The organism is Streptosporangium sp. NBC_01810 (assembly GCF_035917355.1).
Lineage (GTDB): Bacteria > Actinomycetota > Actinomycetes > Streptosporangiales > Streptosporangiaceae > Streptosporangium.
The window spans coordinates 6515316-6530762 of the sequence record NZ_CP109070.1; the positions used below are offsets into that span (position 1 = coordinate 6515316).

13 protein-coding genes are annotated in these 15447 nt (G+C 69.1%); 10 read left to right on the forward strand and 3 right to left on the reverse strand.

The window, feature by feature from the left end; all coding sequences use genetic code 11:
• Positions 1-102: 102 nt before the first annotated feature.
• The gene (locus tag OIE13_RS29175) at positions 103-2454 is read right to left on the reverse strand and encodes a zf-HC2 domain-containing protein (protein ID WP_326646506.1); all 2352 of its coding nucleotides are present in this window, start codon (positions 2452-2454) and stop codon (positions 103-105) included.
• A 159-nt stretch (positions 2455-2613) separates the two neighbouring features.
• Here OIE13_RS29175 and pyrE point away from each other — a divergent pair, with 159 nt between their 5' ends.
• Positions 2614-3150 (forward strand): orotate phosphoribosyltransferase, encoded by a 537-nt coding sequence (pyrE, locus tag OIE13_RS29180; protein ID WP_326646505.1) that lies wholly within the window; start codon positions 2614-2616, stop codon positions 3148-3150.
• A 144-nt stretch (positions 3151-3294) separates the two neighbouring features.
• Here pyrE and OIE13_RS29185 read toward each other — a convergent pair whose 3' ends face one another.
• Positions 3295-3717 (reverse strand): hypothetical protein, encoded by a 423-nt coding sequence (locus tag OIE13_RS29185; protein ID WP_326646504.1) that lies wholly within the window; start codon positions 3715-3717, stop codon positions 3295-3297.
• Between the two features lie 332 nt (positions 3718-4049).
• On the opposite strand from OIE13_RS29185, the gene fbaA reads away from it, so the two are divergent.
• From fbaA to OIE13_RS29205, 4 genes are all read left to right on the forward strand, one after another.
• The gene (gene fbaA, locus OIE13_RS29190) at positions 4050-5072 is read left to right on the forward strand and encodes a class II fructose-bisphosphate aldolase (protein WP_326646503.1); all 1023 of its coding nucleotides are present in this window, start codon (positions 4050-4052) and stop codon (positions 5070-5072) included.
• A gap of 168 nt (positions 5073-5240) precedes the next feature.
• Positions 5241-5660: a DUF3151 domain-containing protein gene (locus tag OIE13_RS29195; RefSeq protein WP_326646502.1), complete on the forward strand. Its 420-nt coding sequence runs from the start codon at positions 5241-5243 to the stop codon at positions 5658-5660.
• Positions 5661-5812: 152 nt separating this feature from the next.
• Positions 5813-7096, forward strand: a complete 1284-nt coding sequence (locus OIE13_RS29200) for an adenylosuccinate synthase (RefSeq protein WP_326646501.1) — start codon at positions 5813-5815, stop codon at positions 7094-7096.
• Positions 7097-7281: 185 nt separating this feature from the next.
• On the forward strand, positions 7282-8208 hold the full coding sequence (locus tag OIE13_RS29205) for a glycerophosphodiester phosphodiesterase family protein (protein ID WP_326646500.1): 927 nt from the start codon (positions 7282-7284) through the stop codon (positions 8206-8208).
• A 7-nt stretch (positions 8209-8215) separates the two neighbouring features.
• Here OIE13_RS29205 and corA read toward each other — a convergent pair whose 3' ends face one another.
• Positions 8216-9334, reverse strand: a complete 1119-nt coding sequence (gene corA, locus OIE13_RS29210; protein ID WP_326646499.1) for a magnesium/cobalt transporter CorA — start codon at positions 9332-9334, stop codon at positions 8216-8218.
• Positions 9335-9785: 451 nt separating this feature from the next.
• On the opposite strand from corA, the gene purD reads away from it, so the two are divergent.
• From purD to OIE13_RS29235, 5 genes are all read left to right on the forward strand, one after another.
• Entirely contained in the window at positions 9786-11018 is a 1233-nt protein-coding gene (gene purD, locus OIE13_RS29215) for a phosphoribosylamine--glycine ligase (protein WP_326646498.1), read from the forward strand.
• Between the two features lie 31 nt (positions 11019-11049).
• Positions 11050-11199 (forward strand): hypothetical protein, encoded by a 150-nt coding sequence (locus tag OIE13_RS29220; RefSeq protein ID WP_326646497.1) that lies wholly within the window; start codon positions 11050-11052, stop codon positions 11197-11199.
• A 143-nt stretch (positions 11200-11342) separates the two neighbouring features.
• The gene (gene murA / locus OIE13_RS29225) at positions 11343-12611 is read left to right on the forward strand and encodes a UDP-N-acetylglucosamine 1-carboxyvinyltransferase (protein WP_326646496.1); all 1269 of its coding nucleotides are present in this window, start codon (positions 11343-11345) and stop codon (positions 12609-12611) included.
• Between the two features lie 225 nt (positions 12612-12836).
• Complete coding sequence (locus OIE13_RS29230; protein ID WP_326646495.1) at positions 12837-14126, forward strand: GTP cyclohydrolase IIa; 1290 nt, start codon at positions 12837-12839, stop codon at positions 14124-14126.
• Between the two features lie 329 nt (positions 14127-14455).
• Positions 14456-15400 carry an EamA family transporter gene (locus OIE13_RS29235; protein WP_326646493.1) on the forward strand — a complete coding sequence of 315 codons (945 nt, stop codon included), beginning with the start codon at positions 14456-14458 and terminating at the stop codon, positions 15398-15400.
• The last annotated feature ends 47 nt before the right edge of the window (positions 15401-15447 follow it).

Below are 15447 nucleotides of genomic sequence, written 5' to 3' on the forward strand. Positions count from 1 at the left end.
TCCCGAAGTCCCGCACCAGGCCTCCGTCGCACAGGAGGCCTGGCATTTCTCCCCGTAGCCTGCGGGCCACACGCGCCGTCACGGAGCGGGCCACACGCGCCGTCACGGAGCGGTCCGCACGCTCACCACCGCCACGCCGAAAAGCAGGACGTCCTGGCGCGTGCCGAGCTCCAGCACCGGGGCGTGGCCGAGGCGTGCCCGGAAGTGATCCACGTCCGTGCCGAAGGTAGTGCCGGTGCCCCTCGCCCCGGCGGCGGATCCATCGAAGGGATTACCCGGGTCCCGTCCCCGTCCGGCGGGCCGCAGGGTCCGGCCACCGAGCCTCACCCGATCACCCGCGACGCCCGCGTCACCCTCCCAGGTCACCAGGGCCATCTTCACGGGCGCGTCGGTGGGCGTCAGCCCACCGAGCGGTATCCGCACCGAGCGATGCCCCGGGTCCAGCACCGTCGCGGTGTCGACCACGACGGCCTGGCTGTACGGTCTGCGCGGGTCGGCCACAATGACCACCAGGCTCCATCCGGCATGGCGCGAGATGCCCGGCCGTATCGAGGCGTCGGCCACCCAGTACGTCCCGCGAGCCCTGCCCAGCAGTCGCGTCACATCGGCGAACGCCTGGTAGCCCCGCCCCACCGGCAGCTCTCGCTCCACCACCCGCGCGGCCCTGACCTGCCGGTACTCCTCTTCCCCTGGCACCTTGAGCTTGATCCGCACGCTGGGGGGCGCGCTCGCCGACCAGTAGAGTCCCGCCCAGACCACCTTGCTGGCCGCCGGCAGGACGAGCCGGGCGGCGCTCGACGAGCTCGTCGACGGATCCCCGTCACGATCGAGGGGCCGCATCTCCCAACTGTTGTTGTCGCGTCTGTTGCCTTGCCCCGCGCGGGCGGCCTCGCATCCGGGCTCCGAGGGCGCGCAGCTCAGCAGGGTGTTTCCGATCGCGGAGACGGCCACCCGGCCGTCGGTGGCGAACCGTGCCGGGGCGCCCCGCGCCCGTACGCCGCTGCGCGACCTGGCCGCCACCCGCGTCCCCGCCGTGGAGACCGTGACCGAGGGCACCGCCCCGTAGGCCGCGTCGTCCGACACCAGGACTCTCAGGAAGACCGCCGTGGCCCGGCCCGGCGGCAGCGGACCGCGGACGCAGCGGGCACCTCGGTTCCACGCCCGGCAGGACCAGCCGTCGACCGTGCCGACCGGGGTGACGGCACCGGCGGAGTGTCCCCCGCGGGATCCGGACGGCAGCGTCACGCCTCGTGGCAGCCCGACGTCGGCGACGACCTCCTCGCTCTGTCCACGACCCGCGTTGCGCAGCCGCACCGCCACGATGCCGGCCTCGGACCTGATCAGGGCACCGAGCGCGTCGATCCTGGCCACCAGGCGGGGCGCGAGCCAGGAGCCCGACCGGCCACCCTGCGCCGTTCCCGCCGTTCCCGCCGTTCCTGGCCTGGCCTCGGACAACTCGGTACCGCTGCCCCCGCCGGTCGCCTGCGCCTGCCCGGAGGGGGGCGGTACGGCTCCTGGGATCTCCGGCGACGACTCCCGCGGGCCGTAGGGAGCCGGCGCCGGGGCCATGACGATCGGCTCGGAGGCCGCGCTCGGTGGGAGCACGGACTCTTCGGCCGACACCAGCACGAGTGCGGTCGCCACCGCGACCGCGGTGACGGCCGCACCGGCCACGACGGCACGCCGCACGGATCGGGGAACCTGCCGCCAGCGGCCGGGCAGCCCGCCCCCCGTCGTGACACCCATCCTGCCGAGCGCCGCCAGATAGGCGGGGAACGCGGGACCGACGATGAGCGGACCGATGACGGAGCGAATGCTCTGGCCGATGCCGGTCAGTTCCGTGAGCACCGCGCGGCAGCCCGAGCAGCCGTCCAGGTGCTCGCCCACTATCCTGCTCTGTTCCCCGGCCAGGTCACCGCGGATGTAGGGGCCCAGCCTGGCCAGTACTGGCCGGCACTCGGGTGCGGCCGTCTCGGCCAGGTGGATGCGCAGGCACGCCTGGCGCATCCCCTCCCGTGCCCGGTAGGCGAGCGCGGCCGCCCCGTTTACGGTCAGGCCGAGCAGGAGTCCGGTGTCGTCGAGCCTGGCCCTCTCGACCTCGGCGTGCCACAGGACGAGCTGCCACCTCTCGGGCATGGCGCGAAAAGCCCTGGCCACCGGCGAGCCTTCCAGATCCGCCGCGTCGGAGAGATCACCGACGATACGGCGGAGGGCGGTGAGCAGGTGGACGCGGAACGCCTGCTCCGGGCCGTCTCCCTGATCGATCACGTGGTGGACCGTCGCGAACGCCTCCTCCACGACCCCCTCGACCCCGCTCTCGCCGGGGAGGAGCAGACGACCCAGTGCGTACGCCGCGGGAGCGTGCCGCTGGTGGAGCACCCAGTAGGCGGCCACGTCGCCGTTCCTGGTGGCAGCCAGCAGTTCAGCGTCGCCTTGAGATGTTTTCACACTCATTGTGACCTCACCATTACCCGGAGTTGCCTGCCGGATAATCCCGCAGTCCGCGCCGTGCGTAAACCCGGATCGCACTTTTGCCACCCGGGGGCCGGATCGGCGCCGTTCCTCGGTGGCCCCGGATCCGGTGGCCTTCCGGACCGCCCTAACCTTGGTGCCATGAGCGATCACGAGAACCTGCTGACAGAGATCAAGGGCAAGGGCGTGGTGCACGGCAAGGTCGTGTTGTCCTCGGGCCAGGAGGCCGACTTCTACGTGGACATGCGCCGGGTGACCCTCGACGGGCAGGCGGCACCGCTGGTGGGGCGGGTCATGCTGGACCTCACCGAGGATCTCGACTACGAGGCGGTCGGCGGGCTGACGCTGGGCGCCGACCCGGTGGCGACCGCCATGCTGCACGCGGCGGCGGCGCGGGGCAGGACGCTCGACGCGTTCGTGGTCCGCAAGGCACAGAAGGCCCACGGCATGCAGCGCCGGATCGAGGGGCCGGATGTGGCGGGGCGTCGGGTGCTGGCGGTGGAGGACACCTCCACGACCGGCGGATCCCCGCTGACCGCGGTGGAGGCGCTGCGCGCGGCGGGCGCCGAGGTCGTGGCGGTCGCCACGATCGTGGACCGGGGAGCCTCCCAGGCGATCGCCGAGGCCGGGCTTCCGTACCGGACCGCCTACACCCTGGCCGACCTCGGCCTGGACTAGCCGACCGATTCTCGCCACAGCGAGAGCGGCTCCGACCTTCCGTCGCACGAGGGCGCCCTCTGAGCGCCCTCCGCGCCCCCTCTGAGCGCCCTCCGCGCGCCCTCTGACCGATTCTCGCCACCGCGAGATCCGCCGGAGGCGGGCCTAGTCGCGGGAGACCGTGAACTCCTGGCGCTTCCCCGCCCCACCGGGTGACCGGACGGCCCCGTTCACCTGGACACGGACCGCGGCGGAGTCGGCCAGGACGACGTCGACCTTGGGATCGAAGGACTGGAACCGCTCGTCCTTGACCATCTCCCGGTCGAGCAGCACATCCCCCCCGGTGACCTTCAGGAAGACCGTGGGGCAGCGCTCCCGCAGGCACTCGACGAGGACGGTCGGAACCCGTTCGGCGGAGGCGGAGGCGGAGGCGGCAGGAGAGACGTCCGGCGGTGACGCGGTGGTGGCCGACGGGGGCGTCTCAGTGCCGGAGCCGAGACCGCCGAACAGCGAGAGAACCCCCACCACGATCAGGACGACGAGCGCCAGCGCCGCCAGTCCGACGAGGGCCAGGCGGGCGATACCCATGGGGTCAGACCTGTGGCGTCCCACATAGTGGAGATTAGCGGTTCGTGAGGATATTTCATGACTGACCGGGCAGATCATCCCCGAAGACCTGGAAACCAAAGAGATCCGCTATATCCGCCCAGTTCACACCAGAGATCCCGCACCGGCGGGCATCCGGAGTCCTCTGAAAATCTCCTGCCGGTGGGCGCCGTAACCGCGCCGGGGACACATCTGTGCGGACCGAAGTGGTGGCGGAGCTATCCGGTTGGGAAAGAACCCGGAATACTGGTCCATGGGCAATGTCCGCATAGCCCCGTGCCAGCTGTTCACAGCCGTCTCCAGGAGATGACACGATGCCCATCGCGACCCCAGAGGTCTACGCCGAGATGCTCGACCGGGCCAAGGCGGGAGGTTTCGCCTATCCGGCCATCAACGTGACCTCGTCACAGACCCTCAACGCCGCGCTCAGAGGGTTCGCCGAGGCGGAGAGCGACGGCATCGTCCAGGTGTCGACCGGCGGTGCCGATTTCCTCTCCGGCACCACGGTCAAGAACATGGTGACCGGCTCGGTGGCACTGGCGGAGTACGCCCGTGTCGTCGCGGCCAACTACCCCGTGACGATCGCCCTGCACACCGACCACTGTCCCAAGGACAAGCTGGACGGTTTCGTGCGCCCGCTGCTCGACATCTCCCTGGAGCGGGTGGCCAGGGGTGAGGATCCCCTCTTCCAGTCACACATGTGGGACGGCTCCGCCGTGCCGCTGGACGAGAACCTTGAGATCGCCAGGGAGCTCATCGAGAAGACCGCCCGCGCGAAGATCGTCCTTGAGGTGGAGATCGGCGTGGTCGGCGGCGAGGAGGACGGCGTCGTCGGCGAGATCAACGAGAAGCTCTACACCACCCCCGAGGACGCCCTCGCGACCGCCGAGGCGCTTGGTCTGGGGGAGCGTGGCCGCTACATGCTCGCCGCGACCTTCGGCAACGTGCACGGCGTCTACAAGCCCGGCCACGTCAAGCTCCGCCCGAGCGTGCTCAAGGAGATCCAGGACGCGGTCGGCGCCAAGTACGGCAAGGAGAGGCCGTTCGACCTGGTCTTCCACGGCGGCTCCGGCTCGCTACTCGAGGAGATCCACGAGTCCATCTCCTACGGCGTGGTGAAGATGAACATCGACACCGACACGCAGTACGCCTTCACCCGCCCGATCGTCGACCACATGTTCAGGAACTACGACGGCGTGCTCAAGGTCGACGGCGACGTCGGCAACAAGAAGGTGTACGACCCCCGCTCGTACGGCAAGGCCGCCGAGACCTCGATGGCGGCGCGCATCGTCGAGGCCGCCCAGAACCTCAAGTCGGCGGGTACCAAGATCTCCTAATGGCCCGGTAGCGAACGTCGGCCGGGAATTCTCCGTAGGGAAAAAGTATCTTGATCCGGGTAAAACTGGTCGATGTTCGGAGAGTTCCCGCCAGGCCAAGATCGGCTTCCGGAAAGTCTTCGGGGCCGATCTTGGCCTGGCACGCGTTCACCAGATAGGACTGTCGCTATGGAATCGCACGAGAACCTTCTCGCCGGCCCGCCGCCCACCCTGCTCCCGGACCTGCCCGAAGCTCGACAGGCACTGGAGTCCGGCGCCCAACCATCCGATGTCGCCGCGCGTTTCCCCGCCTATCCGACCGCCTGGGCGGCGCTCGCGGACGAGTACTTCGCGGCGGGACACGCCGTGACGTCGTACGCCTTCGCCCGCACCGGTTACCACCGAGGCCTGGACCAGCTCCGCAGGGCGGGCTGGAAGGGGCACGGCCCGATCCCCTGGGAGCATCTGCCCAACCAGGGATTCCTGCGATGCCTGCACGCACTGGCCCGCGCCGCCCAGAGCATCGGGGAGAAGGAGGAGGCCGAGCGGTGTTTCCAGTTCCTCAAGGACTCCAGCGCCGAGGCGTTCAAGGAGCTGACCGGTCGCTGATCCGGCCCCGATCCACCCCTTGATCTGCCCGTGGGATCTCTCGCCCCGAGGTGGGAGATCCCCATTTCGGACGCCGTCGGGTATTCTCACCACGCAAGAGCCCCTGTAGCGATTGCGCCAGGGGTTTTCGTTTTTGCGGTGGGAGAATCACAATGCCGGCTGTCGTTCTCGTTGGTGCCCAGTGGGGCGATGAGGGCAAGGGGAAGGCGACCGACCTGCTCGGTGATCAGGTCGACTACGTCGTCAGATACCAGGGAGGCAACAATGCGGGCCACACGGTCGTCATCGGCGACCAGAAGTACGCGCTGCATCTGTTGCCGACCGGAGTGCTCTCACCGAACGTCGTCCCCGTGATCGGCAACGGCGTCGTCATCGACCCGGGTGTGCTGCTGAGCGAGATCGACGGGCTCAAGGCCCGGGGGGTCTCCTCCGAGCGGCTGCTGATCTCCGCCAACGCGCACCTGATCATGCCTCACCACAAGGCCCTCGACAAGGTCACCGAGCGCTACCTCGGCAAGGCCAAGATCGGCACGACCGGGCGCGGCATCGGTCCCGCGTACGGTGACAAGATCTACCGGATGGGCGTGCGGGTCCAGGACCTGCTGGACCCGGGCATCCTGCAGAAGAAGATCGAGGTCGCGCTGGGCGAGAAGAACCAGATCCTCACCAAGATCTACAACCGTCGGGTGATCGACGCGAACAAGGTCCTGGACGAGTATCTCGGCTACGCCGAGCGCCTGAAGCCGCACATCGCCGACACCTCGCTGATCCTCAACAGGGCCCTGGACGAGGGCAAGGTCGTGCTGCTGGAGGGTGGCCAGGGCAACCTGCTCGACATCGACCACGGCACCTACCCGTTCGTCACCTCCTCCTCCCCGACGAGCGGCGGCGCCTGCTCGGGTTCCGGCATCCCGCCGACCCGGCTCACCCGCGTGATCGGCATCCTGAAGGCGTACACCACCCGCGTCGGCTCGGGTCCGTTCCCGACCGAGCTCGACGACGAGATGGGCGAGTGGCTGCGCACCACCGGCGGCGAGTACGGGGTGACCACCGGGCGCAACCGCCGCTGCGGCTGGTTCGACGCGGTCATCGCCCGGTACGCCACCCGTATCAACGGCGTCACCGACTACTTCCTCACCAAGCTGGACGTGCTGTCCGGCCTGGAGAGGATTCCCGTCTGCGTCGCCTACGAGGTGGACGGCCTCCGGTATGACGAGATCCCGATGACCCAGACCGACTTCCACCACGCCAAGCCGGTGTACGAGGAGTTCCCCGGCTGGCAGGAGGACATCACCGGTGCCAGGAGCTTCGAGGACCTGCCCGCCAACGCGCAGGCGTACGTGAAGGCCCTGGAGCAGATGAGCGGCTCCAGGATCTCCGCGATCGGCGTCGGCCCCGGCCGCACCGAGACGCTCCAGATCCACCCGATGATCTAGGCCCTGCCCTGCGGATCTTTTGCCTACTGCGGTCGGTCAGGTGGTGTCTCGCAGGCGAGGCGCCACCTGACAACGGTGAGCAAAAGAGCCAATGGCCCGGTTTCGGCCGGTACGGCCTGCGGTCGGCGTCGCCGAGGCGCGAGCCGTACCGGGAGATCGGTACGCGGGATGGATAAGGTCCCTGTGTGCATGCCGAGATTCACGGTCACCGTGGGGCCCGTGGGCTCCGTCCCGAGAACACCCTGCCCGGTTTCGCCCACGCCCTGGAGCTGGGCGTCGACGCGCTGGAACTCGACGTCGCGCTGACCGCCGATCGGCGGCCGGTGCTCACACACGACCTCACCGTGTCCGCTGTGACCAGCGTCGACGTCCGGCCCGCCTTCCGCGACGACCCCGCCTTCCCGTACGTGGGCAGGCCCGTCGGCGAGCTCACGCTGGCGCAGCTGCGCACGCTGGAGTGCGGGGTGCGGGTGCCGCGTCACCCCGAAGACCGTTTCGCCCCGACCCAGCTGCCGGTGCCGAACACCCGGATGCCGACCCTGGGATCGGTCCTGGGGCTGCTGGACGCCTACGGAGCCGACGGGGTGCGGGTGCACGTGGAACTCAAGTCGGACCCGACCAGGCCCGATCTGAGCGCCGACCCCGGTGAGTTCACCGAGCTGGTGGTCGCCGAGCTCGACCGGCACCGCAGGCTCGACCTGGCGGCCATCCTCAGTTTCGACTGGCGCATCCTGCGGATCGCCCGCTCTCTGGCCCCCGCGACCGGGCGGTACGCCCTGATCGAGCGCGCCACCATGGACGACGCCTGGCTCGACGGCCTCCATCTGGAGGACTTCGGCGGCGACATCCCGGCCGCCGCCGCCGAGGCCGGGGGCACCACGCTCTCCCCCGACCATGTACTGGTCGACTCCGAGCTCGCCCTGCGAGCGGAGAAGGCCGGCCTGCCGCTGGCCGTGTGGACCGTCAACGAACCCGGCCGGGCGGCCGAGCTGCTCGATCTCGGGGTGGCCGCGATCGTCACCGACTATCCCGACCGGATGATCGCCCTGTGGGCCGAGCGGGGCATGCGTGTCCCTGAACCGGTCACCCCCGCCCGCCCGATGAGCGCCTGAGGGCTCGTCACATCCAGCCGTTGCGGCGGAAGCCCCGGTAGAGCAGCGTGCAGGCGATGACCATCACACTGAGCACCAGCGGGTAGCCGAAGACGGAGTCGAGCTCGGGCATGTGCTCGAAGTTCATGCCGTAGACGCCGGCGATCATCGTGGGAACGGCCATGATGGCGACCCACGAGGAGATCTTCCGCATGTCCTCGTTGGCGAGCGCGTTGGAACGGGCGAGCGCCGCCTGCAGTATGGAGTTGCAGAGCTCGTTGGACGACTCGACCTGCTCACAGACGCGGGCCAGGTGGTCGACGACGTCACGGAAGTACTCGCGCATCTCGGAGGGGATCATCCGGCGCTGGGCCAGCGTGGACATCGGCGCCTGGAGCGGCGTGACGGACCGCTTCATCTCGATCATCTCGCGCTTGAGGTTGTAGATCCGGCCGATGTCACGGGCGCTGACGTCGGCGAAGACCATAGCCTCGACGTCCTCCAGCTCGGCCTGCATCCGGTCGGCCACGGTGAGGTACTTGTCGACGACGTGGTCGGCGATCGCGTGCAGCACGCCGGTGGGGCCCCGGCTGAGCAGCTTGGGCTTGTCCTCAAGGCGCTCTCGCACCTCCGAGAGCGGGCAGTGCCGACCGTGCCGCACGGTCACCACGAAGTCGGTGCCGACGAACACCATGATCTCGCCGGTGCCGATGATCTCGCTGGTGGCGGTCAGTACGTCATGGTCAAGGTAGGCGACGGTCTTCAGGACCATGAACAACGAGTCGCCGTAGCGCTCGACCTTGGGCCGCTGATGAGCCTTGACGGCGTCCTCGACGGCGAGCGGGTGCAGGGCGAAGACCTCTGCCAGCCACTCGACCTCGGGGGCGTCGGGCTCGTGCAGGCCGACCCAGACGAAGGCGTTGTTCCCCTCGCCGGACGCGTTGTGCGCGCGGACGAGCTCCAGGGCGTCGGGGATGCCCAGGGCCTGGATCCTCTTGCCTTCGACATAGGCGGCGTACTCGACGAGCGAGTCGCTCGGTGGGACGCAGACGCCGGTCATCCGCTCACGGAGCGAGACGGCGGGCGCGTGCGGGGCACGGATCGTGCGGGCGTGCTTGATGCGGGGAAAAAGAAGCGAGGAGCGCATGGCGAGCCTTTCCCGCCCAACCTGGCGGGATTCCGCACGCGATGCGCTGTCACCACGAGTGGAGGCGACGATGCGTGCGGTGCCGGTCGGGCACCGAGATGGGGTGGTCGAGGGTGCGCACAGCAGGCGTGCGCGAGCACGTACTGCTGGGATCGCCAGAGGACATCCCGAACCACCTCCAATCAGCAAGAGACACGCAAAGCCACCCAAAACTTAACACGAATAGGGAGACGGCTCTCAGTTTACTCCCAGGTTCAAGCGTCGATCATGCGCAATCCGACAAAATTCACACCCCCTTTACCGGCGTCTACCGCGCGTACAGCTGCGCCGTGAACCCTCCAGGGTTATCCACATCCTGTGGATAACCCTGGAGGGTTCACCCTCGGCCGGATCCGGACGTGATGGGCACGTGCCCGAAGAGAGGTTCCGGAAGGACGATAGGCTCTGACAAGTGCGCGTTCTTGTGATTGGAACCGGCGGGCGTGAACACGCCCTGTGCCGGTCGCTGGCGGCGGACCCTCAGGTCACCGAGGTTCACTGTGCTCCCGGTAACGCGGGTATCGCACAGGTCGCGACCCTGCATCCGGTGGTGCCGACAGACCCGGCCGCGGTCACCGAGCTGGCGGAGAGGCTCCGAGCGGACCTGGTCGTGATCGGCCCCGAGGCCCCGCTGGTCGCCGGCGTCGCCGACGCCGTCAGGCAGACCGGCATCCCCTGTTTCGGCCCCTCACGGCAGGCGGCCCAGATCGAGGGTTCCAAGTCCTTCGCCAAGGACGTCATGGTCGCGGCAGGCGTGCCCACCGGGCGGTCGTACACCTGCGCCACGCCGGATGAGGTCGCCGCGGCGCTCGACGAGTTCGGCACGCCGTACGTGGTCAAGGACGACGGCCTGGCCGCGGGCAAGGGCGTCGTGGTCACCGACGACCGCGAGGAGGCGCTCCGGCACGCCGCCGCCTGCGGGCGGGTGGTCATCGAGGAGTTCCTCGACGGCCCCGAGGTCTCGCTGTTCGCGCTCTGCGACGGCTCCACGGCCGTGGCGCTCCAGCCCGCCCAGGACCACAAGCGCGCCTACGACGACGACCAGGGCCCCAACACCGGCGGGATGGGCGCCTACACGCCGTTGCCGTGGGCGCCGGACGACCTCGCCGACCAGGTGATGGCCGAGACCGTCATGCCTACCGTGACCGAGCTGGCCAGGCGTGGCGCGCCGTACACGGGGGTGCTGTACGTGGGGCTGGCCCTCACCTCCAAGGGGCCGAAGGTGATCGAGTTCAACGCCCGGTTCGGCGACCCGGAGACCCAGGTCGTGCTGGACCGGCTCCGGACGCCCCTCGCGGGCCTGCTGCTCGCCTGCGCGAACGGGACACTCGACCGGTTCGGACCGCTCTCCTACCGCGACGGCGCCGCGGTGACCGTGGTGATCGCGGCGGAGAACTACCCGGCGGAGCCGGTGCGGGGCGACGTGATCGAAGGGCTGTCCGACCCGGTCGAGGACGCCTACGTGCTGCACTCGGGCACCGCCTCCGACGGCGACAGGATCGTCTCAGCCGGTGGCCGGGTGCTCAGCGTGGTCGGCACGGGGCCCGACGTCCCCACGGCGCGAGCGGCGGCCTACGAGGCGGTGGGGCGCATCCGGCTGCGCGGTTCGCACCATCGCACCGACATCGCGGGCCGGGGCGCCTGAACGAGACGTAGCGCCTGATCGGCATGGCGCGATGGGAAATCTCGGTGAGAACGACAGGCCGCTGACGCAGTCGGTGCCGCGGGCCGCGTACACCGCGCAGGCGATGGGCACCGGGCACCCGCGAGGCCCGGAAACCACGGGCGAACGCATGATCGCCGCGCACCGCGACGGCGGCAGGTGACTTGGTGAATTATCGGCTGTTCCGGGGGTGGTTCACCCCCGAACTGGCCGGTTCAGGGGCATTCAACGGCTACTGTTGGCCGGTAACCTCGGCCGCCGCCCCGCCACACGAGTTACCCAAAACACTTCCAAGGAGCATGACGCATGGTCCGTTACCGCGTGCGCGGTGGCAACCCACTTCGTGGAACCGCCTTCATCCAGGGTGCCAAGAACGCCGTGCTGCCCATGATCGGTGCCGCGCTGCTGGCTTCCAAAGGTCGCACGGTCCTGCGCAACGTCCCCATCATCGAGGACGTACGGCGCGCGGTCGAGCTGGCCGAGACGGTCGGCGCCAAGGTCGAGCTCCACGAGGCGGAGCGCACACTGGTGATCGACGCCTCGGCGCTGAGCAGCCCGGTGCTGCCCGCGGAGATCGCCCGTCGCTTCCGCGGCTCGGTGCTGTTCGTGCCCGCCCTGCTGCACCGTCTCGGCGAGGCGATCATCGAGGGCGTGGGCGGCTGCAACCTGGGCAGCCGCAACCTCGACTTCCACTACCTGGGCTACAAGCGCCTGGGCGCGATCGTGGACGAGGGTGACGCGGTCATCCACGTCAAGTCGGCGGGCCTCACCGGCGCCACCCTGTACCTGGACACCCCCTCGCACACCGGCACCGAGAACCTGATCATGGCCGCCGCCCTCGGGCGCGGCACCACCGTGATCGAGAACGCGGCGCTGGAGCCCGAGGTCCTCGACGTGATCGACATGCTGACCCGGATGGGCGCGAAGATCAGCGGCGGCGGCACCGGGTTCATCACCGTGGAGGGCGTGGAGGAACTCCAGGCCGTCGAGCACACCGTGATGCCGGACCGCCTTGACGCGGGCGTGTTCGCCATGGCCGCCGCCGTCACCGGCGGCGAGGTCAATCTGGTCGGCGCCGATCTGGACCACCTCGGCGTGGTCCGCTACAAGCTGGAGCAGATGGGGGTGGAGTTCGCCGACCACGGCGCGGTGCTCCACGTGCGCAGGGACCGTCCGCTGCGCCCGATCAATGTGATCACCGACACCTATCCCGGTTTCGCCACCGACCTGCAGTCGCCGATCATGACGGTCGCCTGTCTTGCCGACGGCGCCAGCTACATTCATGAACGCATCTTCGACGGTCGTTTCGCTCTGGCCTCAGAACTGAACAAAATGGGCGCCGATATTGAAGTGAAAGAGAACAGCGCCATCGTTCGTGGTGCTACTCCGCTCACTGGAACACAGGTGACCGCTCACGACCTACGCTCGGGAATCGCCCTCGTGCTCGCCGGTCTGGCCGCTGAAGGGGAGACCGTGATCGGATCGGGATATCTCATCGACCGCGGGCACTCTTATCTCGCCGAGCGCATGCAGGCCCTGGGCGGCGATGTGCGCCGAGAGATTTCAACGTCATAATCAGCGGGTTTGAGCCGCTCAAAAACCGCTCTGACCTGTGTAAACGATGCCAGTCATAGGTATAACCCGGAAGTAGCTTCCGGAATTGGCCGCAAATCGGGCGTGACATTACGGCCCTCACCAGCGATCGTTCCAAAAGAGAGCCGAAAACAAACGGACGGCATGATGGGACGAACATTGGTCGAGCGGGCCGAAGAAGCGCCACGAGTGTCACGCCCGGGTGCCATGACACCGGACCTCACTATCGGTGTGGTGGGCCCCCATGACCTCGTTGAACGGGTGATGTTGATGGGGCACGCGGCGGCCCCGTTACCCTGCCGCCTGGTGGCGGCGGCATACCGTGACGAGCAGGAGGCCGCGGACAAGGTGACCCGATTGGGGGCAGGGGTGGACGCATGTCTGTTCGCCAGCCCGATCCCCTACGACCTGGCCCGGCGATCGGGGGTGCTGACGATGCCCGCGACGTATGTCCAGCTCGGCGGCGCCGCACTGATCGCCGCGCTGGCGAGGGCCGCGTTGGACGAACGGATAGATCCGCGCAGGGTCAGTATCGACACCCTGGGCAGAGCAGAGGTCGAGGAGGCCTATGGTGATCTGAGTCTTCCCTCAGGGGACGTACAGAGCCGCGACGAGCCGGGCGCCACCGGCACGATCGCGGCCTTTCATGAACGCCTCGCCCGCCAGGGCAGCACGAGCGGGGCGCTCACCTGTCTGCCCGCGGTCGCCGACCGCCTTCAGACGGCCGGGGTGCCCGTGGTCAGGATCCGCCCCACCTCCGCCGCGGTGCGCACAGCGCTGCACACGGCGGCGCTGCTCGGCGCACACCACCGGCTGGAGGAGTCACAACTCACCGTGGTCCTGGTGGAGGTGCCCACGTTGCGCGAGCCGGTCCGCCGGGCCGCGCCACGCTACTGGCGCGACGAGCTCCGGCTCTCCCTGCACCGCCTGCTGGTGCAGGAGGCCAACCGGATCAACGCGTCGGTCACCGCGGTCGACGATCACAGCTACATGGTCACCGCGACCCGAGGCTCGGTGGTCGCGGCCACCGAGGGATTCCGAGTCCTGCCGTTCGCCGCGCGGGTCCGCGACGAGCTCGGCCTGGCGGTCGAGGTCGGCGTCGGCATGGGCCGTACCACCCACGACGCCGAGTCGCACGCCAGGGCCGCTCTGGCGCGTACCCAGGCGGGCAAGCAGGCCCAGGGCTTCGCGGTCGACCGCGAGGGCAGAGCGCTGGTCCCGGCCCCCAGGATGCCTCCTCAGGGCACCGGACCGCTGAAGCCCAAGGGTGTGGAGGTGCTGGCCCGGCTGGCGGCCAAGCTTGATGGAGGAGACACGGTGGTGGACGCGGAGGGCGCGGGCAAGATGCTGGGCGTCACCCCGCGTACGGCCCGGCGATTGCTGCGCACGCTGGTAGACGAGGGACTCGCGTGGCCGCTTCCGCCGAACCGGACGCCGCAACCCGGCCGTCCCCGCCAGCTGTACCGGCTGATCGTGGAGAAGCTCGGCACCCGCTGAGCCCTCCAGGAGACCGCTTCTTCGACCTGAGGGCTTCCGCCGCACCCGGGCGGCGGAACCTCTCAGGTCACGGCTCGCCTGTCTCGGCGTGGCGTGACCGGCCTGGGCACGGTCACTCGCCCCGGCACGGCGGAAGTCCACCAGGTCGCGAACGCTGATCTCAGTGAAAGTCCACCAGGTCGCGAACGCTGATCTCAGTGAAAGTCCACCAGGTCGCGAACGCTGATCTCAGTGAAAGTCCACCAGGTCGTGAACGCTGATTTCAGCGTGGCCGAAAGGAGCGGACCCCGTGCGCAAAATGTCCGGCTCAGCCACTATTGTCACGAGCTATGCGTCATGACAGTGCTGACAGCCGTAAGGCGCTCCTCGTCTGGGGGGCGCTGGCGATCGTGTATGTGGTGTGGGGGTCCACCTACCTCGCGATCATGATCGCGATCGAGACGATGCCCCCGTTGCTCAGCGGTGCCATCCGCTTCGTCACGGCCGCGCTCATCCTCGGCATCGCGGTGCGCCTGCTGAAGGGGCGCGAGTCCTTCCGGATGACCTGGAAGGAGGCCGGTGGGGCCGCCCTGGTCGGCCTGTTGCTGCTGAACGGCGGCAACGGCATGGTCGCCGTGGCCGAGCAGCACATCTCCAGCGGGCTGGCGGCGCTGCTGGTGGCCTCGACGCCACTCTGGCTCGTGATCTTCAGGGTCCTGTTCAGGGACCGGCCGCAGGTACTGACGCTCACGGGGGTGCTCATCGGGTTCGGCGGTGTGGCGCTCCTCTCGCTGACCGGCGGGGGCAGCGCGGCCGACAGCACCGGAATCGTGATCATCCTGCTGGCGTCGCTGTCCTGGTCGGTCGGCTCGTTCCTGGCGTCCCGCATCCCGATGCCCGCGAACCCCTTCGCCGCGAGCGCCGTCGAGATGGCCGCCGGCGGCGTCGGGCTCGCCCTGACCGCCGCCGCGGTGGGCGAGCACATCGACCTCGCGGACGTCTCCACGCGCTCGTGGATCGCGCTCGCCTACCTGATCTTGGTCGGCTCGCTGGTCGGCTTCACGGCGTACGTGTGGCTGCTGGGCAACGCCCCGATCTCCCTGGTCTCCACCTACGCCTATGTCAACCCGGTCGTGGCGGTCGTGCTGGGCGCCCTCGTACTGAGCGAGGAGGTCACCGGTTCGATGATCGCGGGCGGCATGGTGATCGTCCTCGGCGTGGCCCTGGTGGTCTCCACGGAGCGGCGCAAGAAGAAGCCGGAGCCTGTCTCCGGCCCTGAGCCCGCGACCGTGTAGGCCGCGGGCTCGCCCACGTGAGGCGGTCATCCCGTCGCGGCCCCCTA

Bases quoted from the DNA above. Each gene is read 5' to 3' on its own strand.
- OIE13_RS29175 (WP_326646506.1), bottom strand. From the start codon at position 2,454: ATGAGTGTGAAAACATCTCAAGGCGACGCTGAACTGCTGGCTGCCACC.
- pyrE (WP_326646505.1), top strand. From the start codon at position 2,614: ATGAGCGATCACGAGAACCTGCTGACAGAGATCAAGGGCAAGGGCGTG.
- OIE13_RS29185 (WP_326646504.1), bottom strand. From the start codon at position 3,717: ATGGGTATCGCCCGCCTGGCCCTCGTCGGACTGGCGGCGCTGGCGCTC.
- fbaA (WP_326646503.1), top strand. From the start codon at position 4,050: ATGCCCATCGCGACCCCAGAGGTCTACGCCGAGATGCTCGACCGGGCC.
- OIE13_RS29195 (WP_326646502.1), top strand. From the start codon at position 5,241: ATGGAATCGCACGAGAACCTTCTCGCCGGCCCGCCGCCCACCCTGCTC.
- OIE13_RS29200 (WP_326646501.1), top strand. From the start codon at position 5,813: ATGCCGGCTGTCGTTCTCGTTGGTGCCCAGTGGGGCGATGAGGGCAAG.
- corA (WP_326646499.1), bottom strand. From the start codon at position 9,334: ATGCGCTCCTCGCTTCTTTTTCCCCGCATCAAGCACGCCCGCACGATC.
- OIE13_RS29220 (WP_326646497.1), top strand. From the start codon at position 11,050: ATGGGAAATCTCGGTGAGAACGACAGGCCGCTGACGCAGTCGGTGCCG.
- murA (WP_326646496.1), top strand. From the start codon at position 11,343: ATGGTCCGTTACCGCGTGCGCGGTGGCAACCCACTTCGTGGAACCGCC.
- OIE13_RS29230 (WP_326646495.1), top strand. From the start codon at position 12,837: ATGACACCGGACCTCACTATCGGTGTGGTGGGCCCCCATGACCTCGTT.
- OIE13_RS29235 (WP_326646493.1), top strand. From the start codon at position 14,456: ATGCGTCATGACAGTGCTGACAGCCGTAAGGCGCTCCTCGTCTGGGGG.